This window comes from Streptococcus australis (assembly GCF_003943615.1).
Classification (GTDB): domain Bacteria; phylum Bacillota; class Bacilli; order Lactobacillales; family Streptococcaceae; genus Streptococcus; species Streptococcus australis_C.
The window spans coordinates 80,040-102,063 of sequence record NZ_RJPZ01000007.1; the positions used below are offsets into that span (position 1 = coordinate 80,040).

The 22,024-nt window shown below is 38.6% G+C and carries 22 protein-coding genes and 1 pseudogene; 19 read left to right on the plus strand and 4 right to left on the minus strand.

The features are described from left to right. Positions 1-35: 35 nt before the first annotated feature. The 18 genes and pseudogenes from hisS (at position 36) to D8785_RS08585 (ending at position 17,195) form a co-directional block, all read left to right on the plus strand. Positions 36-1,310: a histidine--tRNA ligase gene (gene hisS, locus D8785_RS08480; protein ID WP_125375137.1), complete on the plus strand. Its 1,275-nt coding sequence runs from the start codon at positions 36-38 to the stop codon at positions 1,308-1,310. A 541-nt stretch (positions 1,311-1,851) separates the two neighbouring features. Further along, the gene (locus tag D8785_RS08490; RefSeq protein WP_000420682.1) at positions 1,852-2,166 is read left to right on the plus strand and encodes a YdcP family protein; all 315 of its coding nucleotides are present in this window, start codon (positions 1,852-1,854) and stop codon (positions 2,164-2,166) included. 15 nt (positions 2,167-2,181) lie between these two features. Next, entirely contained in the window at positions 2,182-2,568 is a 387-nt protein-coding gene (locus D8785_RS08495) for a YdcP family protein (protein ID WP_000985015.1), read from the plus strand. 28 nt (positions 2,569-2,596) lie between these two features. After that, positions 2,597-3,982 (plus strand): FtsK/SpoIIIE domain-containing protein, encoded by a 1,386-nt coding sequence (locus tag D8785_RS08500; protein WP_000813488.1) that lies wholly within the window; start codon positions 2,597-2,599, stop codon positions 3,980-3,982. 177 nt (positions 3,983-4,159) lie between these two features. After that, entirely contained in the window at positions 4,160-5,365 is a 1,206-nt protein-coding gene (mobT, locus tag D8785_RS08510; RefSeq protein WP_000398284.1) for a MobT family relaxase, read from the plus strand. A gap of 42 nt (positions 5,366-5,407) precedes the next feature. Beyond that, the gene (locus tag D8785_RS08515; protein ID WP_001009056.1) at positions 5,408-5,629 is read left to right on the plus strand and encodes a hypothetical protein; all 222 of its coding nucleotides are present in this window, start codon (positions 5,408-5,410) and stop codon (positions 5,627-5,629) included. Positions 5,630-5,745: 116 nt separating this feature from the next. Next, positions 5,746-6,243, plus strand: a complete 498-nt coding sequence (locus tag D8785_RS08520) for an antirestriction protein ArdA (protein WP_000342539.1) — start codon at positions 5,746-5,748, stop codon at positions 6,241-6,243. A gap of 88 nt (positions 6,244-6,331) precedes the next feature. After that, positions 6,332-6,724, plus strand: a complete 393-nt coding sequence (locus D8785_RS08525) for a conjugal transfer protein (protein WP_000723888.1) — start codon at positions 6,332-6,334, stop codon at positions 6,722-6,724. Continuing rightward, entirely contained in the window at positions 6,708-9,155 is a 2,448-nt protein-coding gene (gene tcpF / locus D8785_RS08530) for a conjugal transfer ATPase TcpF (RefSeq protein ID WP_000331160.1), read from the plus strand. The genes D8785_RS08525 and tcpF overlap by 17 nt, the downstream gene beginning before the upstream one ends. A gap of 2 nt (positions 9,156-9,157) precedes the next feature. Then, positions 9,158-11,335: a CD3337/EF1877 family mobilome membrane protein gene (locus D8785_RS08535; RefSeq protein ID WP_000804748.1), complete on the plus strand. Its 2,178-nt coding sequence runs from the start codon at positions 9,158-9,160 to the stop codon at positions 11,333-11,335. Beyond that, positions 11,332-12,345 carry a bifunctional lytic transglycosylase/C40 family peptidase gene (locus D8785_RS08540; RefSeq protein ID WP_000769871.1) on the plus strand — a complete coding sequence of 338 codons (1,014 nt, stop codon included), beginning with the start codon at positions 11,332-11,334 and terminating at the stop codon, positions 12,343-12,345. The genes D8785_RS08535 and D8785_RS08540 overlap by 4 nt, the downstream gene beginning before the upstream one ends. A 16-nt stretch (positions 12,346-12,361) precedes the next feature. Then, positions 12,362-13,291: a conjugal transfer protein gene (locus D8785_RS08545; protein WP_000584386.1), complete on the plus strand. Its 930-nt coding sequence runs from the start codon at positions 12,362-12,364 to the stop codon at positions 13,289-13,291. A 313-nt stretch (positions 13,292-13,604) separates the two neighbouring features. Next, positions 13,605-13,652: pseudogene (locus tag D8785_RS09945) on the plus strand (hypothetical protein); the annotation flags it as partial. 15 nt (positions 13,653-13,667) lie between these two features. Beyond that, a complete protein-coding gene (gene tet(M), locus D8785_RS08560; protein ID WP_125375138.1) occupies positions 13,668-15,587 on the plus strand; it encodes a tetracycline resistance ribosomal protection protein Tet(M) in 1,920 nt (639 codons plus the stop codon). A gap of 363 nt (positions 15,588-15,950) precedes the next feature. Next, on the plus strand, positions 15,951-16,196 hold the full coding sequence (locus D8785_RS08570) for a hypothetical protein (protein WP_001813542.1): 246 nt from the start codon (positions 15,951-15,953) through the stop codon (positions 16,194-16,196). Continuing rightward, positions 16,193-16,528: a DinB/UmuC family translesion DNA polymerase gene (locus tag D8785_RS08575; RefSeq protein WP_000806926.1), complete on the plus strand. Its 336-nt coding sequence runs from the start codon at positions 16,193-16,195 to the stop codon at positions 16,526-16,528. The genes D8785_RS08570 and D8785_RS08575 overlap by 4 nt, the downstream gene beginning before the upstream one ends. Before the next feature lie 12 nt (positions 16,529-16,540). Further along, on the plus strand, positions 16,541-16,909 hold the full coding sequence (locus tag D8785_RS08580) for a hypothetical protein (RefSeq protein ID WP_000567222.1): 369 nt from the start codon (positions 16,541-16,543) through the stop codon (positions 16,907-16,909). Further along, positions 16,896-17,195, plus strand: a complete 300-nt coding sequence (locus D8785_RS08585) for a DUF5960 family protein (RefSeq protein WP_001072467.1) — start codon at positions 16,896-16,898, stop codon at positions 17,193-17,195. The genes D8785_RS08580 and D8785_RS08585 overlap by 14 nt, the downstream gene beginning before the upstream one ends. Positions 17,196-17,312: 117 nt before the next feature. On the opposite strand, the gene msr(D) is transcribed toward D8785_RS08585, so the two are convergent. From msr(D) to D8785_RS08600, 3 genes are all read right to left on the minus strand, one after another. Further along, on the minus strand, positions 17,313-18,776 hold the full coding sequence (gene msr(D), locus D8785_RS08590) for an ABC-F type ribosomal protection protein Msr(D) (RefSeq protein WP_000420313.1): 1,464 nt from the start codon (positions 18,774-18,776) through the stop codon (positions 17,313-17,315). Between the two features lie 119 nt (positions 18,777-18,895). Then, on the minus strand, positions 18,896-20,113 hold the full coding sequence (mef(A), locus tag D8785_RS08595; RefSeq protein WP_000417519.1) for a macrolide efflux MFS transporter Mef(A): 1,218 nt from the start codon (positions 20,111-20,113) through the stop codon (positions 18,896-18,898). Between the two features lie 385 nt (positions 20,114-20,498). Beyond that, positions 20,499-20,669 (minus strand): hypothetical protein, encoded by a 171-nt coding sequence (locus tag D8785_RS08600; protein ID WP_000873143.1) that lies wholly within the window; start codon positions 20,667-20,669, stop codon positions 20,499-20,501. A 522-nt stretch (positions 20,670-21,191) separates the two neighbouring features. Here D8785_RS08600 and D8785_RS08605 point away from each other — a divergent pair. Then, positions 21,192-21,383 carry a cysteine-rich KTR domain-containing protein gene (locus tag D8785_RS08605; RefSeq protein WP_001860868.1) on the plus strand — a complete coding sequence of 64 codons (192 nt, stop codon included), beginning with the start codon at positions 21,192-21,194 and terminating at the stop codon, positions 21,381-21,383. A gap of 59 nt (positions 21,384-21,442) precedes the next feature. Here D8785_RS08605 and D8785_RS08610 read toward each other — a convergent pair whose 3' ends face one another. After that, positions 21,443-21,796 carry a helix-turn-helix transcriptional regulator gene (locus D8785_RS08610; protein WP_001227347.1) on the minus strand — a complete coding sequence of 118 codons (354 nt, stop codon included), beginning with the start codon at positions 21,794-21,796 and terminating at the stop codon, positions 21,443-21,445. Positions 21,797-22,024: the final 228 nt, after the last annotated feature.

Below are 22,024 nucleotides of genomic sequence, written 5' to 3' on the forward strand. Positions count from 1 at the left end.
ATAAATAGTACAAAGCAAGCAAAGGAGTGGTGTCTATGAAATTACAAAAACCAAAAGGAACCCAAGATATCCTGCCACAGGAGTCCGCTAAGTGGCAATATGTAGAAGGATTTGCTCGCGAAACCTTTAAAAAATACAATTATGCTGAGATCCGCACACCGATATTTGAGCATTACGAGGTAATTAGTCGTTCTGTTGGGGATACAACGGATATCGTGACCAAGGAGATGTACGACTTCTATGATAAGGGAGATCGTCACATTACTTTGCGTCCAGAAGGGACAGCACCGGTGGTCCGCTCCTATGTTGAAAATAAACTATTTGCACCAGAGGTTCAAAAGCCAAGCAAGGTCTATTATATCGGTCCCATGTTCCGCTATGAGCGCCCTCAAGCTGGCCGTTTGCGTCAATTCCACCAGATTGGAGTAGAGTGTTTTGGATCTAGCAATCCTGCAACGGATGTCGAGACGATTGCCATGGCTGACCAATTCTTCAAAGAGATTGGCATTGAAAATGTCGTCCTCCACTTGAATACCCTTGGTAGCACAGCCAGTCGGACGGCTTATCGTCAAGCTTTGATCGACTACCTCCTTCCGATGAAGGACCAACTTTCAAAGGATAGCCAACGCCGTTTAGAGGAAAATCCGCTCCGCGTTTTGGATTCAAAAGAAAAAGAAGATAAACAAGCGGTTGAGAATGCTCCATCTATCCTAGACTACTTGGACGAAGAAAGCCAGGCACACTTTGATGCCGTGCGGGCTATGCTAGATGGACTAGGAATTGACTATGTCATCGATACCAATATGGTTCGTGGCCTAGACTACTACAACCACACCATTTTCGAATTCGTGACAGAAGTAGATGGAAATGAATTGACCGTTTGTGCGGGAGGTCGTTACGATGGCTTAGTAGAATATTTTGGTGGACCTGCAACTCCAGGATTTGGTTTCGGGATGGGACTTGAACGTCTGTTGTTGATTCTTGATAAACAAGGAGTTGAACTTCCTGTAGAGGCATCGTTAGATGTCTATGTAGCTGTCCTGGGTTCAGAAGCAGAAGTGGCCAGCTTGGAATTGGTTCAGGCTCTTCGTCGTCAAGGCTTTATCGCAGAACGTGATTACCTAGGACGTAAGTTGAAGGCTCAGTTCAAGTCAGCTGACGTCTTTGGGGCAAAAACTATCATTGCCTTAGGTGGTAGCGAGGTTGAAAGTGGCCAAATCACCGTCAAAAATAACCAGACTCGTCAGGAAGTGACCACTTCCATCGAAGAAGTAAAAAACGATTTTCAGACTATCTTGAATCAACTTTAAAAAGAAAAGACGGATGCCGAGAAGGTATCGGTCTCAGATTGAAGAAAAAGAATTCCTAGAATCTTTCCTTAAGTTCAAAACTCCCGAATGCTTGAAACGCCACTGTTTCAAGCATTTTTCTCACGGCGGAAAGTTTCAGAGATTCTTAGATGACTCAAAGTAATAGGAGTCATTTTTTTGAACAATTATCTAGATATTTTATTTTAAAAATAGCATAAAAATCTAGTTATCCGCATAAAAACTGGACTTATCACACTTTATCAAGGTCAAAACCACTCAATTTACTACTAATTTACTACTTATGAATGAGCTTTGATACGACGATTTATCCTTGAAAAGTGAAGATATAAAGATACTTCCAATAAAATTTGAATATTTAATAGGTAGACACTTCAAAAAATGAGGTGTCTATTTTTTTACCCGATTTTGAAAGGAAGTGAACTTATGAAAACAAAAAATCAAGAATCAAAAGGTCGTTCCCCACTCTTTAAGACCATCAAACATTCATTCAGCCAATAAAAAAGAAAGGATAGGTAAAAATATGGAACTTAAATTTGTGATTCCCAACATGGAAAAAACATTCGGCAATTTAGAATTTGCTGGCGAGGATAAAGTCGTTCAGCGAAGAATCAACGGACGGCTAACTGTCTTATCAAGAAGCTATAATCTCTATTCTGATGTTCAAAGAGCAGATGATATTGTGGTGGTGCTTCCTGCTGAAGCTGGCGAAAAACATTTCGGCTTTGAGGAACGTGTGAAGTTAGTCAATCCACGTATTACCGCAGAGGGCTACAAAATCGGCACTCGTGGTTTTACAAATTACCTTTTACATGCTGACGACATGATAAAAGAATAAAGAAAGAGAGGAAAAATGATGAGATTAGCAAATGGCATTGTATTAGATAAAGACACGACTTTTGGAGAATTGAAATTCTCTGCTCTACGTCGTGAAGTGAGAATCCAAAATGAAGACGGGTCGGTTTCAGATGAAATCAAGGAACGTACCTATGACTTAAAATCCAAAGGACAAGGACGCATGATTCAAGTAAGTATTCCTGCCAGCGTGCCTTTGAAAGAGTTTGATTATAACGCACGGGTGGAACTTATCAATCCCATTGCGGACACCGTTGCTACTGCCACCTATCAAGGAGCAGATGTTGACTGGTATATCAAGGCAGACGATATTGTGCTGACAAAGGATTCTAGTTCATTCAAAGCTCAACCACAAGCAAAGAAAGAACCGACACAAGACAAATAGTCGCTAGGTAGAAAGGAGACTTTTTCGCATGAAACAGCGTGGTAAAAGGATTCGCCCATCTGGTAAAGATTTAGTCTTTCATTTTACGATAGCGTCACTCCTGCCTGTTTTCCTGCTGGTTGTCGGACTGTTTCATGTGAAGACAATCCAGCAGATCAACTGGCAGGATTTTAACCTATCACAAGCAGATAAGATTGACATTCCCTATTTAATTATCAGTTTCAGTGTCGCAATTCTTATCTGCTTGCTGGTAGCGTTTGTATTCAAACGGGTTCGCTATGATACGGTTAAACAACTTTACCACCGTCAAAAACTGGCAAAGATGATACTTGAAAACAAGTGGTATGAATCTGAACAGGTCAAAACAGAGGGTTTCTTTAAAGATAGTGCTGGTCGTACAAAGGAAAAGATAACCTACTTCCCTAAAATGTATTATCGACTTAAAAATGGCTTGATACAGATACGGGTGGAAATCACGCTGGGAAAATATCAAGACCAACTCTTACACTTGGAAAAGAAATTAGAGAGTGGCTTGTACTGTGAGCTGACGGATAAAGAGTTAAAGGATTCCTATGTGGAATATACTTTGCTCTATGACACCATAGCCAGTCGTATTTCTATTGATGAAGTAGAAGCTAAAGATGGTAAACTTCGCTTAATGAAAAACGTATGGTGGGAATATGATAAGCTCCCTCATATGTTGATTGCTGGTGGTACAGGTGGCGGTAAAACTTACTTTATACTGACACTGATTGAAGCCTTGCTTCATACAGATTCAAAACTGTATATTCTTGACCCGAAAAATGCTGACCTTGCGGACTTAGGTTCTGTGATGGCAAATGTCTACTATAGAAAAGAAGACTTGCTTTCTTGCATTGAAACATTCTATGAAGAAATGATGAAACGTAGTGAGGAAATGAAGCAGATGAAGAACTATAAGACTGGCAAAAATTATGCTTACTTAGGTCTCCCGGCACACTTCTTAATCTTTGATGAATACGTCGCTTTCATGGAAATGCTGGGAACAAAAGAAAACACCGCAGTTATGAATAAGCTGAAACAGATTGTCATGTTAGGTCGTCAAGCTGGCTTCTTTCTAATACTGGCTTGTCAACGTCCAGACGCAAAATATTTAGGCGACGGAATCCGTGATCAGTTTAATTTCAGAGTGGCTTTAGGTCGTATGTCTGAAATGGGCTATGGCATGATGTTTGGCAGTGACGTACAAAAGGATTTCTTCTTAAAGCGAATCAAAGGTCGTGGCTATGTTGATGTAGGAACAAGTGTCATATCAGAGTTTTATACTCCCCTTGTACCAAAAGGATATGATTTCTTGGAGGAAATTAAAAAGTTATCCAACAGCAGACAGTCCACGCAGGCGACGTGCGAAGCGGAAGTCGCAGGTGTGGACTGATCTTGCTGGCTGGTGTGGCAATAGCCACGCCAGCACTTAACCCCCCGTATCTAACAGGGGGGTACAAATCGACAGGAAACAGTCAAAAAAACATTAGAAAATCCTTTGGTTACAAGGGATTTACAAAATTTCAGCGTATGTCAAATGGGCTTTAAAAGTTGACATACGCCTTTTTGATTGGAGGGATTTTTACTGAATGAACAAACTTGGTTACAGCATTTAAAAGAAAAACGCTTGGCTTATGGACTATCTCAAAACCGTTTAGCTGTTGCGACTGGTATTACAAGGCAGTATCTAAGCGATATTGAAACAGGAAAAGTCAAGCCATCAGAGGATTTACAGCAGTCCCTTTGGGAAGCTCTGGAACGCTTCAATCCCGACGCTCCCCTTGAAATGCTGTTTGATTATGTAAGGATTCGCTTTCCGACAACAGACGTACAGCAGGTGGTCGAAAACATCTTACAACTGAAACTGTCCTATTTTCTTCATGAGGACTATGGTTTCTATTCTTATTCAGAGCATTATGCTTTAGGCGACATATTCGTCCTTTGCTCCCATGAACTGGACAAAGGAGTTCTGGTGGAATTGAAAGGTCGTGGGTGCAGACAATTTGAAAGCTATCTTCTGGCACAACAAAGAAGCTGGTATGAGTTCTTTATGGACGTTTTGGTGGCTGGCGGTGTGATGAAACGCCTTGACCTTGCCATTAACGATAAGACAGGGATTTTGAATATCCCTGTACTCACTGAAAAGTGCCAACAGGAAGAATGTATCTCCGTCTTCCGCAGTTTTAAAAGCTATCGCAGTGGCGAACTGGTACGCAAAGAGGAAAAGGAATGTATGGGAAACACCCTCTATATCGGTTCATTACAAAGTGAAGTTTATTTCTGTATCTATGAAAAGGACTACGAGCAGTACAAGAAAAATGATATTCCCATTGAAGACGCAGAAGTAAAAAACCGTTTTGAGATTCGATTGAAAAATGAGCGTGCCTATTATGCAGTCCGTGATTTACTCGTCTATGACAATCCAGAGCATACCGCCTTTAAAATTATCAATCGGTATATCCGTTTTGTAGATAAAGACGATTCCAAACCTCGTTCTGATTGGAAACTGAATGAAGAATGGGCTTGGTTTATTGGGAACAATCGTGAACGATTAAAACTAACCACAAAACCAGAGCCTTACTCCTTCCAAAGGACGCTGAACTGGCTATCTCATCAAGTTGCCCCGACCTTAAAGGTTGCGATTAAACTTGATGAAATCAACCAGACGCAGGTTGTAAAAGACATTCTCGACCATGCGAAACTGACAGACCGACACAAGCAGATTTTGAAGCAACAGTCAGTAAAAGAACAGGACGTGATAACAACAAAAAAATAACTCAAATACAAATTCATTGAATATAGAGAGGAGAACATTTTTATGAATTTTGGACAAAACCTTTATAACTGGTTTCTATCAAACGCTCAATCACTGGTGCTTTTAGCAATCGTTGTGATTGGCTTGTATCTTGGCTTCAAGCGTGAGTTTAGCAAACTGATTGGCTTTTTAATTATTGCGATTATTGCGGTTGGCTTAGTCTTCAACGCTGCTGGAGTAAAAGACATTTTACTAGAGCTATTCAATCGCATTATTGGTGCTTAAATAAAACCGTTCTTTTGTGGAATATAAGTGGTTTTCTTATGTTCCGCAAAGGAATGGTACACCAAACGAAGTGCGGTAGGGATTTTTGAATCTCTACAAAGAAAGGACGTGAATATATGGACGATATGCAAGTCTATATTGCGAATTTAGGCAAATACAATGAGGGCGAATTGGTCGGTGCGTGGTTTACCTTTCCCATTGACTTTGAGGAAGTCAAAGAGAAAATCGGCTTGAATGATGAATATGAGGAATACGCCATTCATGACTACGAGTTACCCTTTACGGTTGACGAATACACTTCCATTGGCGAACTCAATCGACTATGGGAAATGGTATCGGAATTACCCGAAGAATTACAATCGGAGCTATCTGCTCTGCTCACTCATTTTTCAAGCATTGAAGAACTAAGCGAACATCAAGAGGATATTATCATTCATTCCGATTGTGATGATATGTATGACGTGGCACGCTACTACATTGAAGAAACGGGTGCTTTAGGCGAAGTACCAGCTAGTCTTCAAAACTATATTGATTATCAAGCCTATGGTCGGGATTTAGACCTTTCAGGAACGTTTATCTCAACCAATCATGGGATTTTTGAAATCGTCTATTAAATCTGTCGGTACATTACTACTGGCAGATTTTCTATTTTACGGGGTGGCTCAATCAGCTACCCCTATTTTTTATGAAAGGATTGATTACATGAAGAAAATACGAAGCTATACCAGTATCTGGTCTGTGGAAAAGGTACTGTATTCTATCAATGATTTTAGACTTCCGTTTCCCATAACCTTTACGCAAATGACATGGTTTGTCGTGTCACTCTTTGCAGTGATGATACTTGGCAACTTGCCCCCTCTTTCCATGATAGAGGGAGCATTTCTCAAATACTTTGGGATTCCTGTGGCTTTCACATGGTTTATGTCTACAAAAACTTTTGATGGTAAAAAGCCTTATGGATTTTTGAAGTCTGTCATTGCTTATGCACTGCGACCAAAGCTGACCTATGCAGGAAAAAAAGTAACGCTTGGCAGAAACCAGCCACAAGAAGCCATTACAGCAGTTAGGAGTGAATTTTATGGCATATCCAATTAAATACATTGAAAACAATCTCGTCTGGAATAAAGACGGGGAATGTTATGCTTACTATGAGCTTGTTCCTTACAATTACTCATTTCTAAGTCCAGAACAGAAAATACAAGTGCATGATTCTTTCAGACAGCTTATCGCACAAAATCGTGATGGCAAAATTCATGCTTTACAAATCAGTACAGAATCCAGCATACGTTCTGCACAAGAGCGTTCCAAAAATGAAGTCACTGGCAAGCTCAAAGCGGTTGCCTATGACAAAATCGACCAACAGACAGACGCTTTAATATCCATGATTGGCGAAAATCAAGTGAACTACCGTTTCTTTATCGGCTTTAAGTTGCTTCTCAACGATCAGGAGTTTTCTATGAAAAGTCTTACCGTTGAAGCAAAAAATGCTTTGTCTGATTTTGTCTATGATGTGAACCATAAGCTGATGGGCGATTTTGTTAGTATGAGTAATGATGAAATCCTGCGTTTTCAGAAGATGGAAAAGCTCTTAGAAAATAAAATCTCTCGTCGTTTCAAAATCCGCAGGTTAGATAAGGACGACTTCGGCTATCTGATTGAACACCTTTACGGACAGACAGGCACTGCCTATGAAGAGTATGAGTACCATCTATCAAAGAAAAAGCTGGATAATGAAACGCTGATTAAATACTATGACTTGATTAAGCCTACTCGCTGTTTGGTGGAAGAAAAACAGCGATATTTGAAAATCCAGCAGGAAGATGAAACCGTCTATGTAGCTTACTTTACCATTAACAGCATTGTCGGAGAACTGGACTTCCCGTCCTCTGAAATCTTCTACTACCAGCAACAGCAATTTACATTCCCGATTGATACGTCAATGAATGTGGAAATTGTAGCGAATCGTAAAGCCCTATCTACTGTCCGCAATAAAAAGAAAGAACTGAAAGACTTGGATAACCACGCTTGGCAAAGTGATAATGAAACCAGCTCCAATGTGGCGGAAGCTCTGGAAAGTGTGAATGAGCTGGAAACCAATTTAGACCAAAGCAAGGAATCTATGTACAAGCTGTCTTATGTGGTAAGGGTATCAGCAAATGATCTTGACGAACTCAAACGTCGTTGTAATGAAGTGAAAGATTTTTATGACGATTTAAGCGTAAAACTGGTACGACCATTTGGGGATATGCTCGGCTTACATGAAGAATTTTTACCTGCCAGCAAGCGTTATATGAATGATTATATTCAATACGTGACCTCTGATTTCCTCGCTGGTTTAGGTTTTGGTGCTACTCAAATGCTGGGGGAAAATGAGGGGATTTATGTTGGCTACAGCTTAGATACTGGACGCAATGTCTATCTGAAACCTGCTCTTGCCAGTCAAGGGGTTAAGGGTTCAGTAACCAATGCGTTAGCGTCGGCTTTTGTTGGTTCGCTGGGTGGTGGTAAATCCTTTGCGAATAACCTTATCGTCTATTATGCGGTGCTTTATGGGGCACAAGCAGTGATTGTAGACCCAAAAGCAGAACGTGGCAGATGGAAAGAAACCTTGCCAGAGATTTCCCATGAAATCAATATCGTCACTCTGACTTCTGATGAGAAAAACAAAGGCTTACTTGACCCTTATGTGATTATGAAAAATCCCAAAGATTCTGAATCACTGGCTATTGATATTCTGACATTCCTTACGGGGATTTCCTCTCGTGATGGGGAACGCTTCCCAATCCTTAGAAAAGCCATTCGTGCAGTAACCAATAGTGAAGTACGAGGGTTGATGAAAGTGATTGAGGAATTACGGGTTGAGAATACGCCACTAAGTACCAGTATAGCCGACCATATCGAAAGTTTTACAGACTATGACTTTGCACATTTATTATTCAGTAATGGTTATGTGGAGCAGTCTATCAGCTTAGAAAAACAACTGAACATTATACAGGTTGCGGACTTGGTACTTCCCGACAAGGAAACTTCCTTTGAGGAATATACCACTATGGAGCTTTTATCCGTTGCTATGCTGATTGTCATTAGTACCTTTGCTTTAGACTTTATCCATACAGACCGAAGCATTTTCAAGATTGTAGATTTAGACGAAGCATGGAGCTTTTTACAGGTAGCACAAGGAAAAACACTATCTATGAAGCTGGTTCGGGCTGGTCGTGCTATGAACGCTGGGGTATATTTCGTGACCCAAAATACAGACGACCTCTTAGATGAAAAACTGAAAAATAACCTCGGCTTAAAATTTGCATTTCGTTCCACTGACCTTAACGAGATTAAAAAGACCTTAGCCTTTTTTGGTGTAGACCCAGAGGACGAAAACAATCAGAAGCGATTGCGTGATTTGGAAAACGGGCAATGCCTTATCAGTGATTTATATGGTCGTGTCGGTGTGATACAGTTCCACCCTGTATTTGAAGAACTGCTCCATGCCTTTGATACCAGACCACCTGTGCGAAAAGAGGTGTAAATGTGAAACCATCAATAGTAAACAGAATAAAATCAAACTGGACGCTGAAACGTCTAGGTAAAGTGGCAATGACAGTGGCTTTCACACTTGTGATTGCCATTTTTCTTTTAGCCATGCTGGGAACGGTGGTTCAAGCTGCGGGCTTGGTAGATGATACGGTCAATGTGGCAAATGAATACAGCCGATACCCACTTGAAAACTATCAACTGGATTTTTATGTGGATAATAGCTGGGGCTGGCTTCCGTGGAACTGGTCGGACGGGATTGGAAAACAGGTCATGTATGGACTATATGCCATTACCAATTTTATTTGGACAATCAGTTTGTATGTTTCCAATGCGACAGGTTACTTAGTACAGGAAGCCTATTCCTTAGACTTCATTTCCGCTACAGCAGATTCCATTGGTAAGAATATGCAGACCTTAGCTGGTGTGAGTGCAAACGGATTTTCAACAGAGGGTTTCTATGTTGGATTCCTCTTACTCTTGATTTTGGTTCTTGGGGTTTATGTTGCCTATACGGGACTGATAAAGAGAGAAACCACAAAGGCAATTCATGCCATTATGAATTTTGTGCTGGTGTTTATCCTATCGGCTTCCTTTATTGCCTACGCTCCCGACTACATTAAAAAAATCAATGACTTTTCATCAGACATCAGTAATGCCAGTTTATCACTTGGCACGAAGATTGTCATGCCCCATTCCGATAGTCAAGGCAAGGACAGCGTGGACTTAATCAGAGATAGCCTGTTTTCCATACAGGTTCAGCAACCGTGGCTACTGCTTCAATACAACAGTTCAGACATTGAAAGTATCGGTATTGACCGTGTGGAAAGCCTGCTCTCCACCAGCCCAGATTCCAACAATGGCGAAGACAGAGAAAAAATTGTTGCGGAAGAAATTGAAGACAGAAGCAATACCAATCTAACCATTACAAAGACCATTAACCGTTTAGGTACAGTCTTCTTCCTATTTGTCTTCAATATTGGGATTTCCATATTTGTATTCCTATTAACAGGAATCATGATTTTCTCGCAGGTACTTTTTATCATCTATGCTATGTTTCTGCCTGTGAGCTTTATTTTAAGCATGATTCCATCATTTGATGGTATGTCAAAACGAGCCATAACAAAGCTCTTTAATACCATTTTGACACGAGCTGGAATCACATTGATTATTACGACAGCATTTAGTATTTCAACCATGCTCTATACCTTATCGGCTGGTTATCCGTTCTTTTTGATTGCTTTTCTACAGATTGTGACCTTTGCAGGAATCTACTTCAAGCTGGGCGATTTAATGAGTATGTTTTCTCTACAGAGTAACGATTCTCAAAGTGTGGGAAGTCGTGTGATGAGAAAACCTCGTATGCTTATGCACGCTCACATGCACCGTCTACAGCGGAAACTTGGACGTTCCATGACTACTCTAGGGGCTGGGTCTGCCATTGTTACAGGTAAAAAAGGACAGTCGGGTTCGGGGAGTTCTGCAAGGACACAAGCAGATCACTCCCGACCAGACGGAAAGGAAAAATCAACACTTGGAAAACGTATCGGTCAAACCATCGGTACAGTAGCTGATACCAAAGACAGAATGGTAGACACTGCTAGTGGTTTGAAAGAACAGGTTAAAGATTTGCCGACCAATGCAAGATATGCAGTATATCAAGGAAAATCCAAAGTAAAAGAGAATGTCCGTGATTTAACCAGTAGTATTTCTCAAACCAAAGCGGACAGAGCCAGTGGACGCAAGGAACAGCAGGAACAAAGGCGAAAAACCATTGCGAAGCGTCGCTCTGAAATGGAACAGGTCAAACAGAAAAAACAGCCTGCTTCTTCTGTTCATGAAAGACCGACTACAAGACAAGAACAATATCATGATGAACAGACCTCAAAACAGTCTAATATTCAGACTTCATATAAGGAATCTCAACAAGCCAAACAAGAGCGTCCAGCAGTTAAGTCCGATTTTTCAAGTCCAAAAGTGGAACGCCAAGGCAATACCGTTCAAGAAAAAACCGTTCAAAAGCCAGCAACTTCAACCACTACAGCAGATAGAACTTCACAACGTCCAATCACAAAAGAACGTCCGTCTACTGTTCAAAGAGTACCACTACAAAATACAAGAAGTAGACCACCAATCAAAACCGCCACCATTAAGAAAGTCGGTAAGAAACCATGAAGTTGAAAACTTTAGTGATTGGTGGTTCTGGATTATTCTTGATGGTCTTCTCACTGCTTCTGTTTGTTGCCATTTTATTTTCAGATGAACAGGACAGCGGAATTTCCAATATTCATTATGGAGGTGTGAATGTTTCCGCAGAAGTGCTGGCTCATAAGCCTATGGTAGAAAAATATGCCAAAGAATATGGCGTTGAAGAATATGTCAACATACTTCTTGCGATTATACAGGTGGAATCGGGCGGTACTGCGGAAGATGTTATGCAGTCCTCGGAATCCCTCGGTCTTCCACCTAATTCATTGAGTACAGAAGAATCCATTAAGCAAGGTGTGAAGTATTTCAGTGAATTATTAGCCAGTAGCGAAAGGCTCAGTGTAGATTTAGAATCGGTTATCCAGTCCTACAATTATGGTGGTGGTTTCTTAGGGTATGTGGCTAATCGTGGAAATAAATATACCTTTGAACTGGCTCAAAGTTTCTCAAAAGAGTATTCAGGTGGCGAAAAAGTGTCTTACCCCAATCCCATAGCCATACCTGTGAATGGTGGTTGGCGATATAACTATGGAAATCAGTTTTATGTTCAGTTGGTTTCACAATACCTAACCGACACTTCCCCAACAGAATTTGATGATGAAACCGTGCAAGTCATTATGGACGAAGCCTTGAAATACGAAGGGTTTCCCTATGTCTTTGGAGGGGCGTCGCCTACCACCTCTTTTGATTGTAGTGGCTTAATACAATGGGTGTATGACAAAGCTGGCATTTCTCTCCCTCGTGTCGCCCAAGATCAGTATGACGCTACGCAAGAAATCTCTATGGAAGAAGCCCAAGCAGGCGACCTTATCTTCTTTCATTCAACCTATAATGCAGGCACATATGTGACTCATGTGGCGATATATTTAGAGGGAAATCGCTTTTATCATGCAGGCGACCCAATCGGTTATGGCGACTTAAGCAGTCGTTATTGGCAAGACCATCTGATTGGGGCTAGACGTGTTATTCATAACTAAGAAAGGAATGAATCAAATGATTATAAAAATCGAGCGAAAAGAAAAGAAGGAGAAACCAAAGAAATCTAAAAAACCGAGCAAGCAAAGAAAAGTTCCGATGATTAAAGTTGGCACGCATAAGAAATTAACCTTTGTTTTATGGGTTTTATTGATTGGTAGTGTCGGATTTGGAATCTATAAAAATTTTACTGCCATTGACACTCATACTGTCCGTGAAACAGAAATCATTAAACAGCAGATTGTCGATACCAACCAAGTAGAAAGTTTTGTGAAATCCTTTGCGAAAGACTACTTTTCGTGGCAACAATCCCAAGAAGCCATTGATAAACGAAATGAGAAATTGACCCATTATTTGACGGAAGAATTGCAGGTATTAAATGAAGAAATGATTCGTAAGGATATTCCTACTAGTTCTAGTGTGAACGATATACAGGTGTGGCAGGTTTCTCAAGTGAATGAGAACACCTTTGAGGTACTGTTTTCTGTTGAACAAGTTATTACCGAAGACAAAGACAAGGAAACTATATCGTCTAGCTTTCATGTGGTTGTCCATATAGATGAATCAGATAATATGGTTATTATCAAAAATCCGACAATGAGTAAGAAACCTCAAAAATCGGACTACCAACCCAAACAGCTAGAAAGTGACCATACAGTAGATACAGAAACGATGGACGAAATCATTAGCTTTTTAGAAACGTTCTTCCAGCTCTATCCTACCGCCACAGAAAAAGAATTGACTTACTATGTAAGTAATCATGTGTTACCTATGATTAACAAGGAATATGTTTTCGAGGAATTGGTGAATCCTATCTTTACCAGAAAAGATAACCAAGTAATCGTGAATGTCGCTGTGAAATATTTAGATCAAGAAACAAAGGCAACCCAAATCTCGCAATTTGAGTTGATATTAGAAAAACAAGATAATTGGAAGATTGTAAAATAACAAATATTGGTACATGATTACAGATACTTTGTAATCATGTACTCTTTTTGATAAAAAATTGGAGATTCCTTTACAAATATGCTCTTACGTGCTATTATTTAAGTGACTATTTAAAAGGAGTTAATAAATATGCGGCAAGGTATTCTTAAATAAACTGNCAATTTGATAGCGGGAACAAATAATTAGATGTCCTTTTTTAGGAGGGCTTAGTTTTTTGTACCCAGTTTAAGAATACCTTTATCATGTGATTCTAAAGTATCCAGAGAATATCTGTATGCTTTGTATACCTATGGTTATGCATAAAAATCCCAGTGATAAAAGTATTTATCACTGGGATTTTTATGCCCTTTTGGGTTTTTGAATGGAGGAAAATCACATGAAAATTATTAATATTGGAGTTTTAGCTCATGTTGATGCGGGAAAAACTACCTTAACAGAAAGCTTATTATATAACAGTGGAGCGATTACAGAATTAGGAAGCGTGGACAGAGGTACAACGAAAACGGATAATACGCTTTTAGAACGTCAGAGAGGAATTACAATTCAGACGGCGATAACCTCTTTTCAGTGGAAAAATACTAAGATAAACATCATAGACACGCCAGGACATATGGATTTTTTAGCAGAAGTATATCGTTCATTATCAGTATTAGATGGGGCAATTCTACTGATTTCTGCAAAAGATGGCGTACAAGCACAAACTCGTATATTGTTTCATGCACTTAGGAAAATAGGTATTCCCACAATCTTTTTTATCAATAAGATTGACCAAAATGGAATTGATTTATCAACGGTTTATCAGGATATTAAAGAGAAACTTTCTGCCGAAATTGTAATCAAACAGAAGGTAGAACTGTATCCTAATATGTGTGTGACGAACTTTACCGAATCTGAACAATGGGATACGGTAATAGAGGGAAACGATGACCTTTTAGAGAAATATATGTCCGGTAAATCATTAGAAGCATTGGAACTCGAACAAGAGGAAAGCATAAGATTTCAGAATTGTTCTCTGTTCCCTCTTTATCATGGAAGTGCAAAAAGTAATATAGGGATTGATAACCTTATAGAAGTGATTACGAATAAATTTTATTCATCAACACATCGAGGTCAGTCTGAACTTTGCGGAAAAGTTTTCAAAATTGAGTATTCGGAAAAAAGACAGCGTCTTGCATATATACGTCTTTATAGTGGCGTACTGCATTTGCGAGATTCGGTTAGAATATCGGAAAAGGAAAAAATAAAAATTACAGAAATGTATACTTCAATAAATGGTGAATTATGTAAAATCGATAAGGCTTATTCCGGGGAAATTGTTATTTTGCAGAATGAGTTTTTGAAGTTAAATAGTGTTCTTGGAGATACAAAGCTATTGCCACAGAGAGAGAGAATTGAAAATCCCCTCCCTCTGCTGCAAACGACTGTTGAACCGAGCAAACCTCAACAAAGGGAAATGTTACTTGATGCACTTTTAGAAATCTCCGACAGTGACCCGCTTCTGCGATATTATGTGGATTCTGCGACACATGAAATCATACTTTCTTTCTTAGGGAAAGTACAAATGGAAGTGACTTGTGCTCTGCTGCAAGAAAAGTATCATGTGGAGATAGAAATAAAAGAGCCTACAGTCATTTATATGGAAAGACCGTTAAAAAAAGCAGAGTATACCATTCACATCGAAGTTCCACCGAATCCTTTCTGGGCTTCCATTGGTTTATCTGTATCACCGCTTCCGTTGGGAAGTGGAATGCAGTATGAGAGCTCGGTTTCTCTTGGATACTTAAATCAATCATTTCAAAATGCAGTTATGGAAGGGATACGCTATGGCTGTGAACAAGGATTGTATGGTTGGAATGTGACGGACTGTAAAATCTGTTTTAAGTATGGCTTATACTATAGCCCTGTTAGTACCCCAGCAGATTTTCGGATGCTTGCTCCTATTGTATTGGAACAAGTCTTAAAAAAAGCTGGAACAGAATTGTTAGAGCCATATCTTAGTTTTAAAATTTATGCGCCACAGGAATATCTTTCACGAGCATACACCGATGCTCCTAAATATTGTGCGAACATCGTAGACACTCAATTGAAAAATAATGAGGTCATTCTTAGTGGAGAAATCCCTGCTCGGTGTATTCAAGAATATCGTAGTGATTTAACTTTCTTTACAAATGGACGTAGTGTTTGTTTAACAGAGTTAAAAGGGTACCATGTTACTACCGGTGAACCTGTTTGCCAGCCCCGTCGTCCAAATAGTCGGATAGATAAAGTACGATATATGTTCAATAAAATAACTTAGTGTATTTTATGTTGTTATATAAATATGGTTTCTTGTTAAATAAGATGAAATATTTTTTAATAAAGATTTGAATTAAAGTGTAAAGGAGGAGATAGTTATTATAAACTACAAGTGGATATTGTGTGCTGAGAGCTTTCTTCTATACTAATAGACGAAAGGGTGTGAAAATGATTTTTAAATGATACTGTGGAACGGAACAGTAGCCCTAGTATTGACTACTGTCGTTTCTATTCATATTGGCTATTCTAGGACTGAGATGAAAAAATCTATAAATGCTCAGAATAAAATTGAACCCGCAAATCTCCCCAAAACAATGGTGAGTCATGTACTTGTATTATTCCGAAAAAATACACCTCTGGTGCAGTGAGACAAATTGGTGTATCTTATAGTGGCTTCGTAGATGAAAGCTATACTCTACTATCACTCTTTGATGATGTAGAACAAATTGAAAAAGATAATAGACTTCAGACAGCTATTGATGTTGTCAGAGAACAGTTTGGTTTTTTAGCCATACAAAAAGGAACCGTCCTAACTGAAGGTTCCAGAAATATTGAACGCAGTAAACTTATCGGTGGTCATTCCGCGGGTGGATTGGAGGGATTAAAATGAAACAAGAAAAAAATACAGTACAATTTTCAGAAATCCGTAGCAAAGGATGTAATGATATTGAAATGCTTGAAAGATTTTTACATGGAATCGTTGAAACAGCAACTTCAAAACTTCGTCAGAGAAAACTCAAAACAACTGAAATATCGATACGACTAGTACATGCTAAATCTGAAAACCGATTACCATTGGAATTTACATTTAGCATTAAGCCAACAAGCTCATCTGTGATAATCTATACTGAGGTAATCAATCGCTTTAAAGAATGTTACACAGGTGGGGGAATTCAAGGTTTTACGATTCAATTTGATAAAAATACCCTTGCCTCTGCATAGAAAGGATTTGATATGATTGACCGTTCATATTTACCATTTCAATCAGCAAGAGAGTACCAGGATACAAAGATGCAAAAATGGATGGGCTTTTTCCTATCTGAACATGCATCAGCACTCTCTGATGATACAAACAAAGTAACGTACATGTCTGACTTATCACTAGAGAAGAAATTATTACTCCTCAGTCAAGTATACGCCGGGCAGCTACGCACACGCATTCAAGTGATTGAAAAAAACAAGCGTGTTTCCTACACTGGAACAATACCAAGTCTGACCAAAGATTTCATTTTGATAAAAACTACAACAGGTCACATCAATTTGAAATTAAAAGACATTATTAGTATTGAACTTGTCGAGGAGGTGCTCTATGAATCAGCTTGAGTTTCAGCGTAATCACCTACAAATGGACTATTATAGCGAGAGCTACCAAGATTTTGAACGTGACTTCTACCGCTACTCTAACATGAATATTCCATTGACCTTCCTAACTGATGATATCCTAAAAACAATGGCGACTTCACGTAAGAATTACTTTGTCCTCAATAAGGAAAAGTCCAGAGATAACCGCGATCACTTCTTCATATTTGAAGTAAGTACCGTAGATGAGAATCCGCTAATCTATCATTATACATATAAGAAAACTACAATATATTTAGCAGAAAAATAGGAGCAGTTCAATTGACTGTTCCTATTTTTAATATTCATAAAATCTAAAGTCTTTATACTCTTTAACAATGGAGTCGCCAACCAGAACAGACTATACTGACCAGCGACTACCTTAAATTTAATGTTTCAGATTTATTTTCTTATCTCTAATTTCATAAACTACATCTGCTACATTTTCGAGTAATCGTTTATCGTGGGTGATAAACACGATAGTTCCGGTGTACTCCTTCATTAGTATTTCCAAAGCCTCTAAACTTGGTATGTCAAGGAAGTTACTGGGTTCATCCATTATTAGGATGTTATATCTACCCATGAGCATTTTAGCAAGCAACAATTTTATAATTTCTCCACCGCTTAAAACAGATAAACTTTTTCCAATATCGTTCTGTTTGAACCCCATAGATGCTAGCACTGAACGAATTTCTGATATATTGTAGTCACAATCCTTCTGCATAAACTCCATAACATTCTGATTACTGTTGTACTTGTAACCATTCTGTGCAAAGTAACCTATTTTTGCCTTAGGCGAAATAGAAATTCCTTCTTCATGGTTTAAGATCATTTGGATTAAAGTTGTTTTTCCGATTCCATTACCACCAGTTAACGCCACTTTTGCTCCTAACGGAATTTGAAAAGATGCATTTTCAAACAGAGCCTTATCCCCAAATACTTTATTAATTTCTGCACCGACTATAGGGTATGGATTATGGAGCTCCAATGCTTTACTTTGCCTGAAACGAATTCTGCGAATGCCTTCCGGAGCTTCTACTTTTCCTAAGGCCGCAATCCTGTGCTCTAGGGTTTTAGCAGCATTATACATCTTTTTTTCCTTACTTCCTATTGATTTTTGATGAGCTAAACGCCCTCCGTCTTCAGTACTTTTTTTCTTTGAAGAACCTTTTGCCTTCTGTTCTATTTTACGAGCCTGTTTTCGCTTTTCCTCCGCAGCCCTTTCCAATCGGGCACGTTCCGCAATAAATTGTTCGTATTCTGCAGCTTGGCTCTTACGTTCTTCCTCTTTCTGACGAAGATAATCAGAATAGTTTCCCCAATACTCAGTGATTTTGCCATCTTTCAGTTCCCATATTTTATCTACTATTTCATCAAGAAAATAGCGGTCATGGCTAATAACTAACAGTGCACCTGTAAAATATTTTAGCTGTCCTATTAGAAAATCAATTCCTTCACGGTCTAAATGGCTCGTAGGTTCATCCGCTAAAATACCATGAACCTGTGCCGATAAGGCCTGTGCTATTTTAAGCCTTGTTTCTTCACCACCGCTCATAGTCTGTATATTTAATTGCTCAACACCTAGCTTGCCTACAAGTGCAAAATCTTTTTCCTCCTGCAGAGTTACTTCGTCCAACTGGGGAATATAGGCAAGTTCACCCAGACGATTCATTTTACATCCTGGGGGAGTTAATTCTCCTAAAAGTACCCTGAGTAAAGTGCTTTTTCCAGCACCATTTGCTCCTACTAAACCAATACGGTCATAATCATATACTTCTAATTCATTTATATCTAAAACATCGCGTCCTTTGAATTCCACACGAATGTCTTTTGCTTTTAATATTAATTCCATAACATTTCCTCCTGTCTATAATCGCATGCTTTCATTTGCTTGTATGCAGGGAAAACCCTGCGATTTTAGCAGGAAGAGTTACATGAAAATAAGATACATAAATATTCCTCCAATATTGTTTATTTTAAATCTAATTTTCTAACCTCAGTTATCATTTGGCAAACTATAGCAATGCCAATAATTAAAATACCTGATAGTAAAAACCAATGATTTACACCGATTTTATCAGCAAAGAATCCAGAAAGAATTAACCCAATTGGCATAGCAAGTGACATGATACTTCCGATCAAAGAAAATACACGTCCTAAATATTCAGGCTTAATTTTCTCCTGAAAAAGAGCTGTTTGCACACCGCTATAAAATGGCACCGAAAGCCCCATTATTGCACAGCAAACTACGAATATTACAAATCCATTTGGAGGAAGTATTCCCGAAACGGCTAAACTGGTCCCCATTATAAAAAATGAACTTGTTATTAGTAATACATGCTTTTCGAAGCCCCCTAATCTTCCTAATAATAAGCCTCCTGCTAGCATCCCAAATGCAAAGGAAATTTCCGTAATAGAAATATGCACAGGCGTTCCATTAAAGTGTTCCATGCTTATTAAAGGAAATAGTGCATTGATTGGCATATAAACAAAAGTATATAGTGTTCCTAAGAGTAATAAGGCAAACAATCCTTTGTTTTGTCTCAGAACCACAACTCCTTCTTTCATCTCCCTTATGAAATTTGGTTCTAAACTTTGCACTTGATTACCCAGCTTAGGTATACGTACAATTGCTACCGTAATAGATGCAATCACAGCACCCAATACGTCGATGGCAATAATAGCATTTAAATCCCAAACGGAGTATAAGAGTGCTGCAACTGCCGGACTAACAATATAGCTTATAGACTGCAAAGACTGACTATAGCCTGCGCATTTCGTTAGCTGTTCTTCTGGTACTAAAAGTGGTGTAACCGCATTGAGTGCTGGGGTATGAAAAGCTGTTCCAATGCTACGGATAAACAATACTATCATAATCATCCAGACAGGTAGCTCCATACAGAATGCAACAATAGCAAGCACTGCACCAGCTGCTGCGATAATTAAATCGGCACCAATCATTATCTTCTTCCTATCATGACGATCCACTAGCACACCAATGGCAGGTCCCAAAATCGCATAGGGTAAAAAACCTACTAATGAAGCCATAGACAAGACCATCGCAGATCCTGTTTTTTCTGTAAGGTAAAAAATAATCGCCATTTGCAGGATGGCACTAGTGATTAATGATACTGCTTGCCCTGCCCATATTGCATAAAATTTTCGTTTCCAATTGTTGTATTTTTCCATTTATATTATCTCCTGCATATTATTTTGCTTGAATTTCTATTTTGAATAGCATTCTAGGCAATAAAAAATGCAGGCCAAACCCCACAATGTGGCTTTTGGTCTGCATACATACAATTTGGAAACATTCATATTAAAGACATAGTTAAATAAAGGTATAGTTAAATAACCAATATCCTCACCGTAACTAATGAATGCTCAATATCGTATAAATAAGCACAACAAAAAAGCCTATCATCGGGTATAGATTCTGCTTTTTTTATTGCCAGCTTATCTTAAACGCATTGAGGCTGTCATAGTTTCGGTTCCTCCTACATCTTTGTTTATATCAATTTATAGTATAACACAACAAGATGATATGTTCAATATAAAAGTTATGGAATGAGACTCATACTTCCAATTCGATGCCAGATTTAAAGGATATGACGAAGTTTTCTTCATAGACTGTAACGCTCTGGATTATCTTCCTTAGTAGCAAGCGATTAGCTTTCACAAAATCTTCTGTTTGTAGTTTTAAAAATTCATCAGGATTTTCTAACTCAACCTCAAAATATTTCATTTTACATTCCCTCATTTCATTTATTGATAAATTGAGTTTGCAAAAAAGAGTGGACAATTTTTGTCTACTCTTAACCTTTAAAATAGTTTTTTTTTAATCGATTTGAAGTTGCCTAAATTATTACTTATTCGGTAAAATGAAGTATTGCTTTCAACAGATTTCCTTCAACTACACTTCACTTGATTCAAACAAGGTGGGTACATTTCTATTCCCACAAACTCCTTGTCAATGGAAACAAACACGTACCCACAGGGTAAATGGAAATAGAAACTGATAATTTCTAGCTATCACTTCTACTCATTCCAAAAATTTTCTCACTCTGATACTTACCCACCATAAAGCAAAAAGCCTTGCAATCAAGGCTTTCATTATCCCTTTCGTTCAAAGGTTTCTAAGCTTTTACGAGCAGAGCGACACACTCAGCGGTTCGCTATCTCCGTTCTGTCTGCGTGCTAGCACTTGTCAATCACGGACAGCTATCGCATGGGCGGAAGTAAATGCTAATCTTCGTCGTTTTACTCCTTGACTAGCAAACTTACCGCCTCAACATGTCCTGTATGTGGAAATAAAACACGATTAAAGATAAGGGAAGATACTGAATTAAAAAAATTCCCCCTCTATTGTCCGAAATGCAGACAAGAAAATTTAATTGAAATAAAGCAGTTCAAAGTAACTGTGATTACAGAGCCAGACGCAAAGACGCAGAGCCGATAAAATGAGATTAATACAATCTCATTTTATCGGCTCTTTCCGTTATGTATGGATTCTTTTAATTAGTCTTCGATGTTTCTTGCTTCGTTGATACCGCTGGCTAAAGATTCCATTAAGGATAGTTCTTTGTCTGTAAAGCTATCCATGTATTTCTCTATCTGTAATCGTCGGGTGCTTTTTACCAAGTTATTAGCAGGTAAGAAAAATTCATCAACGGAAACATGAAGTAACGATACAAGGTCATAAAGAACTTGTATGCTGGGGTGTTGCCCTTTATTTTCAATATTAGTTAAGTACCGTGGGTCAATTTCAATCAATGCTCCCACTTGTTCACGAGTTAAACCTCGTTTCAATCGAGCTTCTTTAATGGCTAAACCAAAGGCTCTAAAATCATATTTATCTTCTTTTTTACGCATAGTAGACCACCTCTATACATTTTATTGTTCCTACTGAATTAAAAACAGGTATAGAAAAACGTGTTATATGGTTTATAGGTTTATATTTAATAAAAAGCACTACTAAACGCCAATAAAAAAACCGTTATATGGTAGTGCTATTTACGCTGTTAAAATATTGTATATTACTTCCAAATGGCGGTTTGTTGGAGGTCAACGTCGCCATGAAGTACATCATATACAATAAAT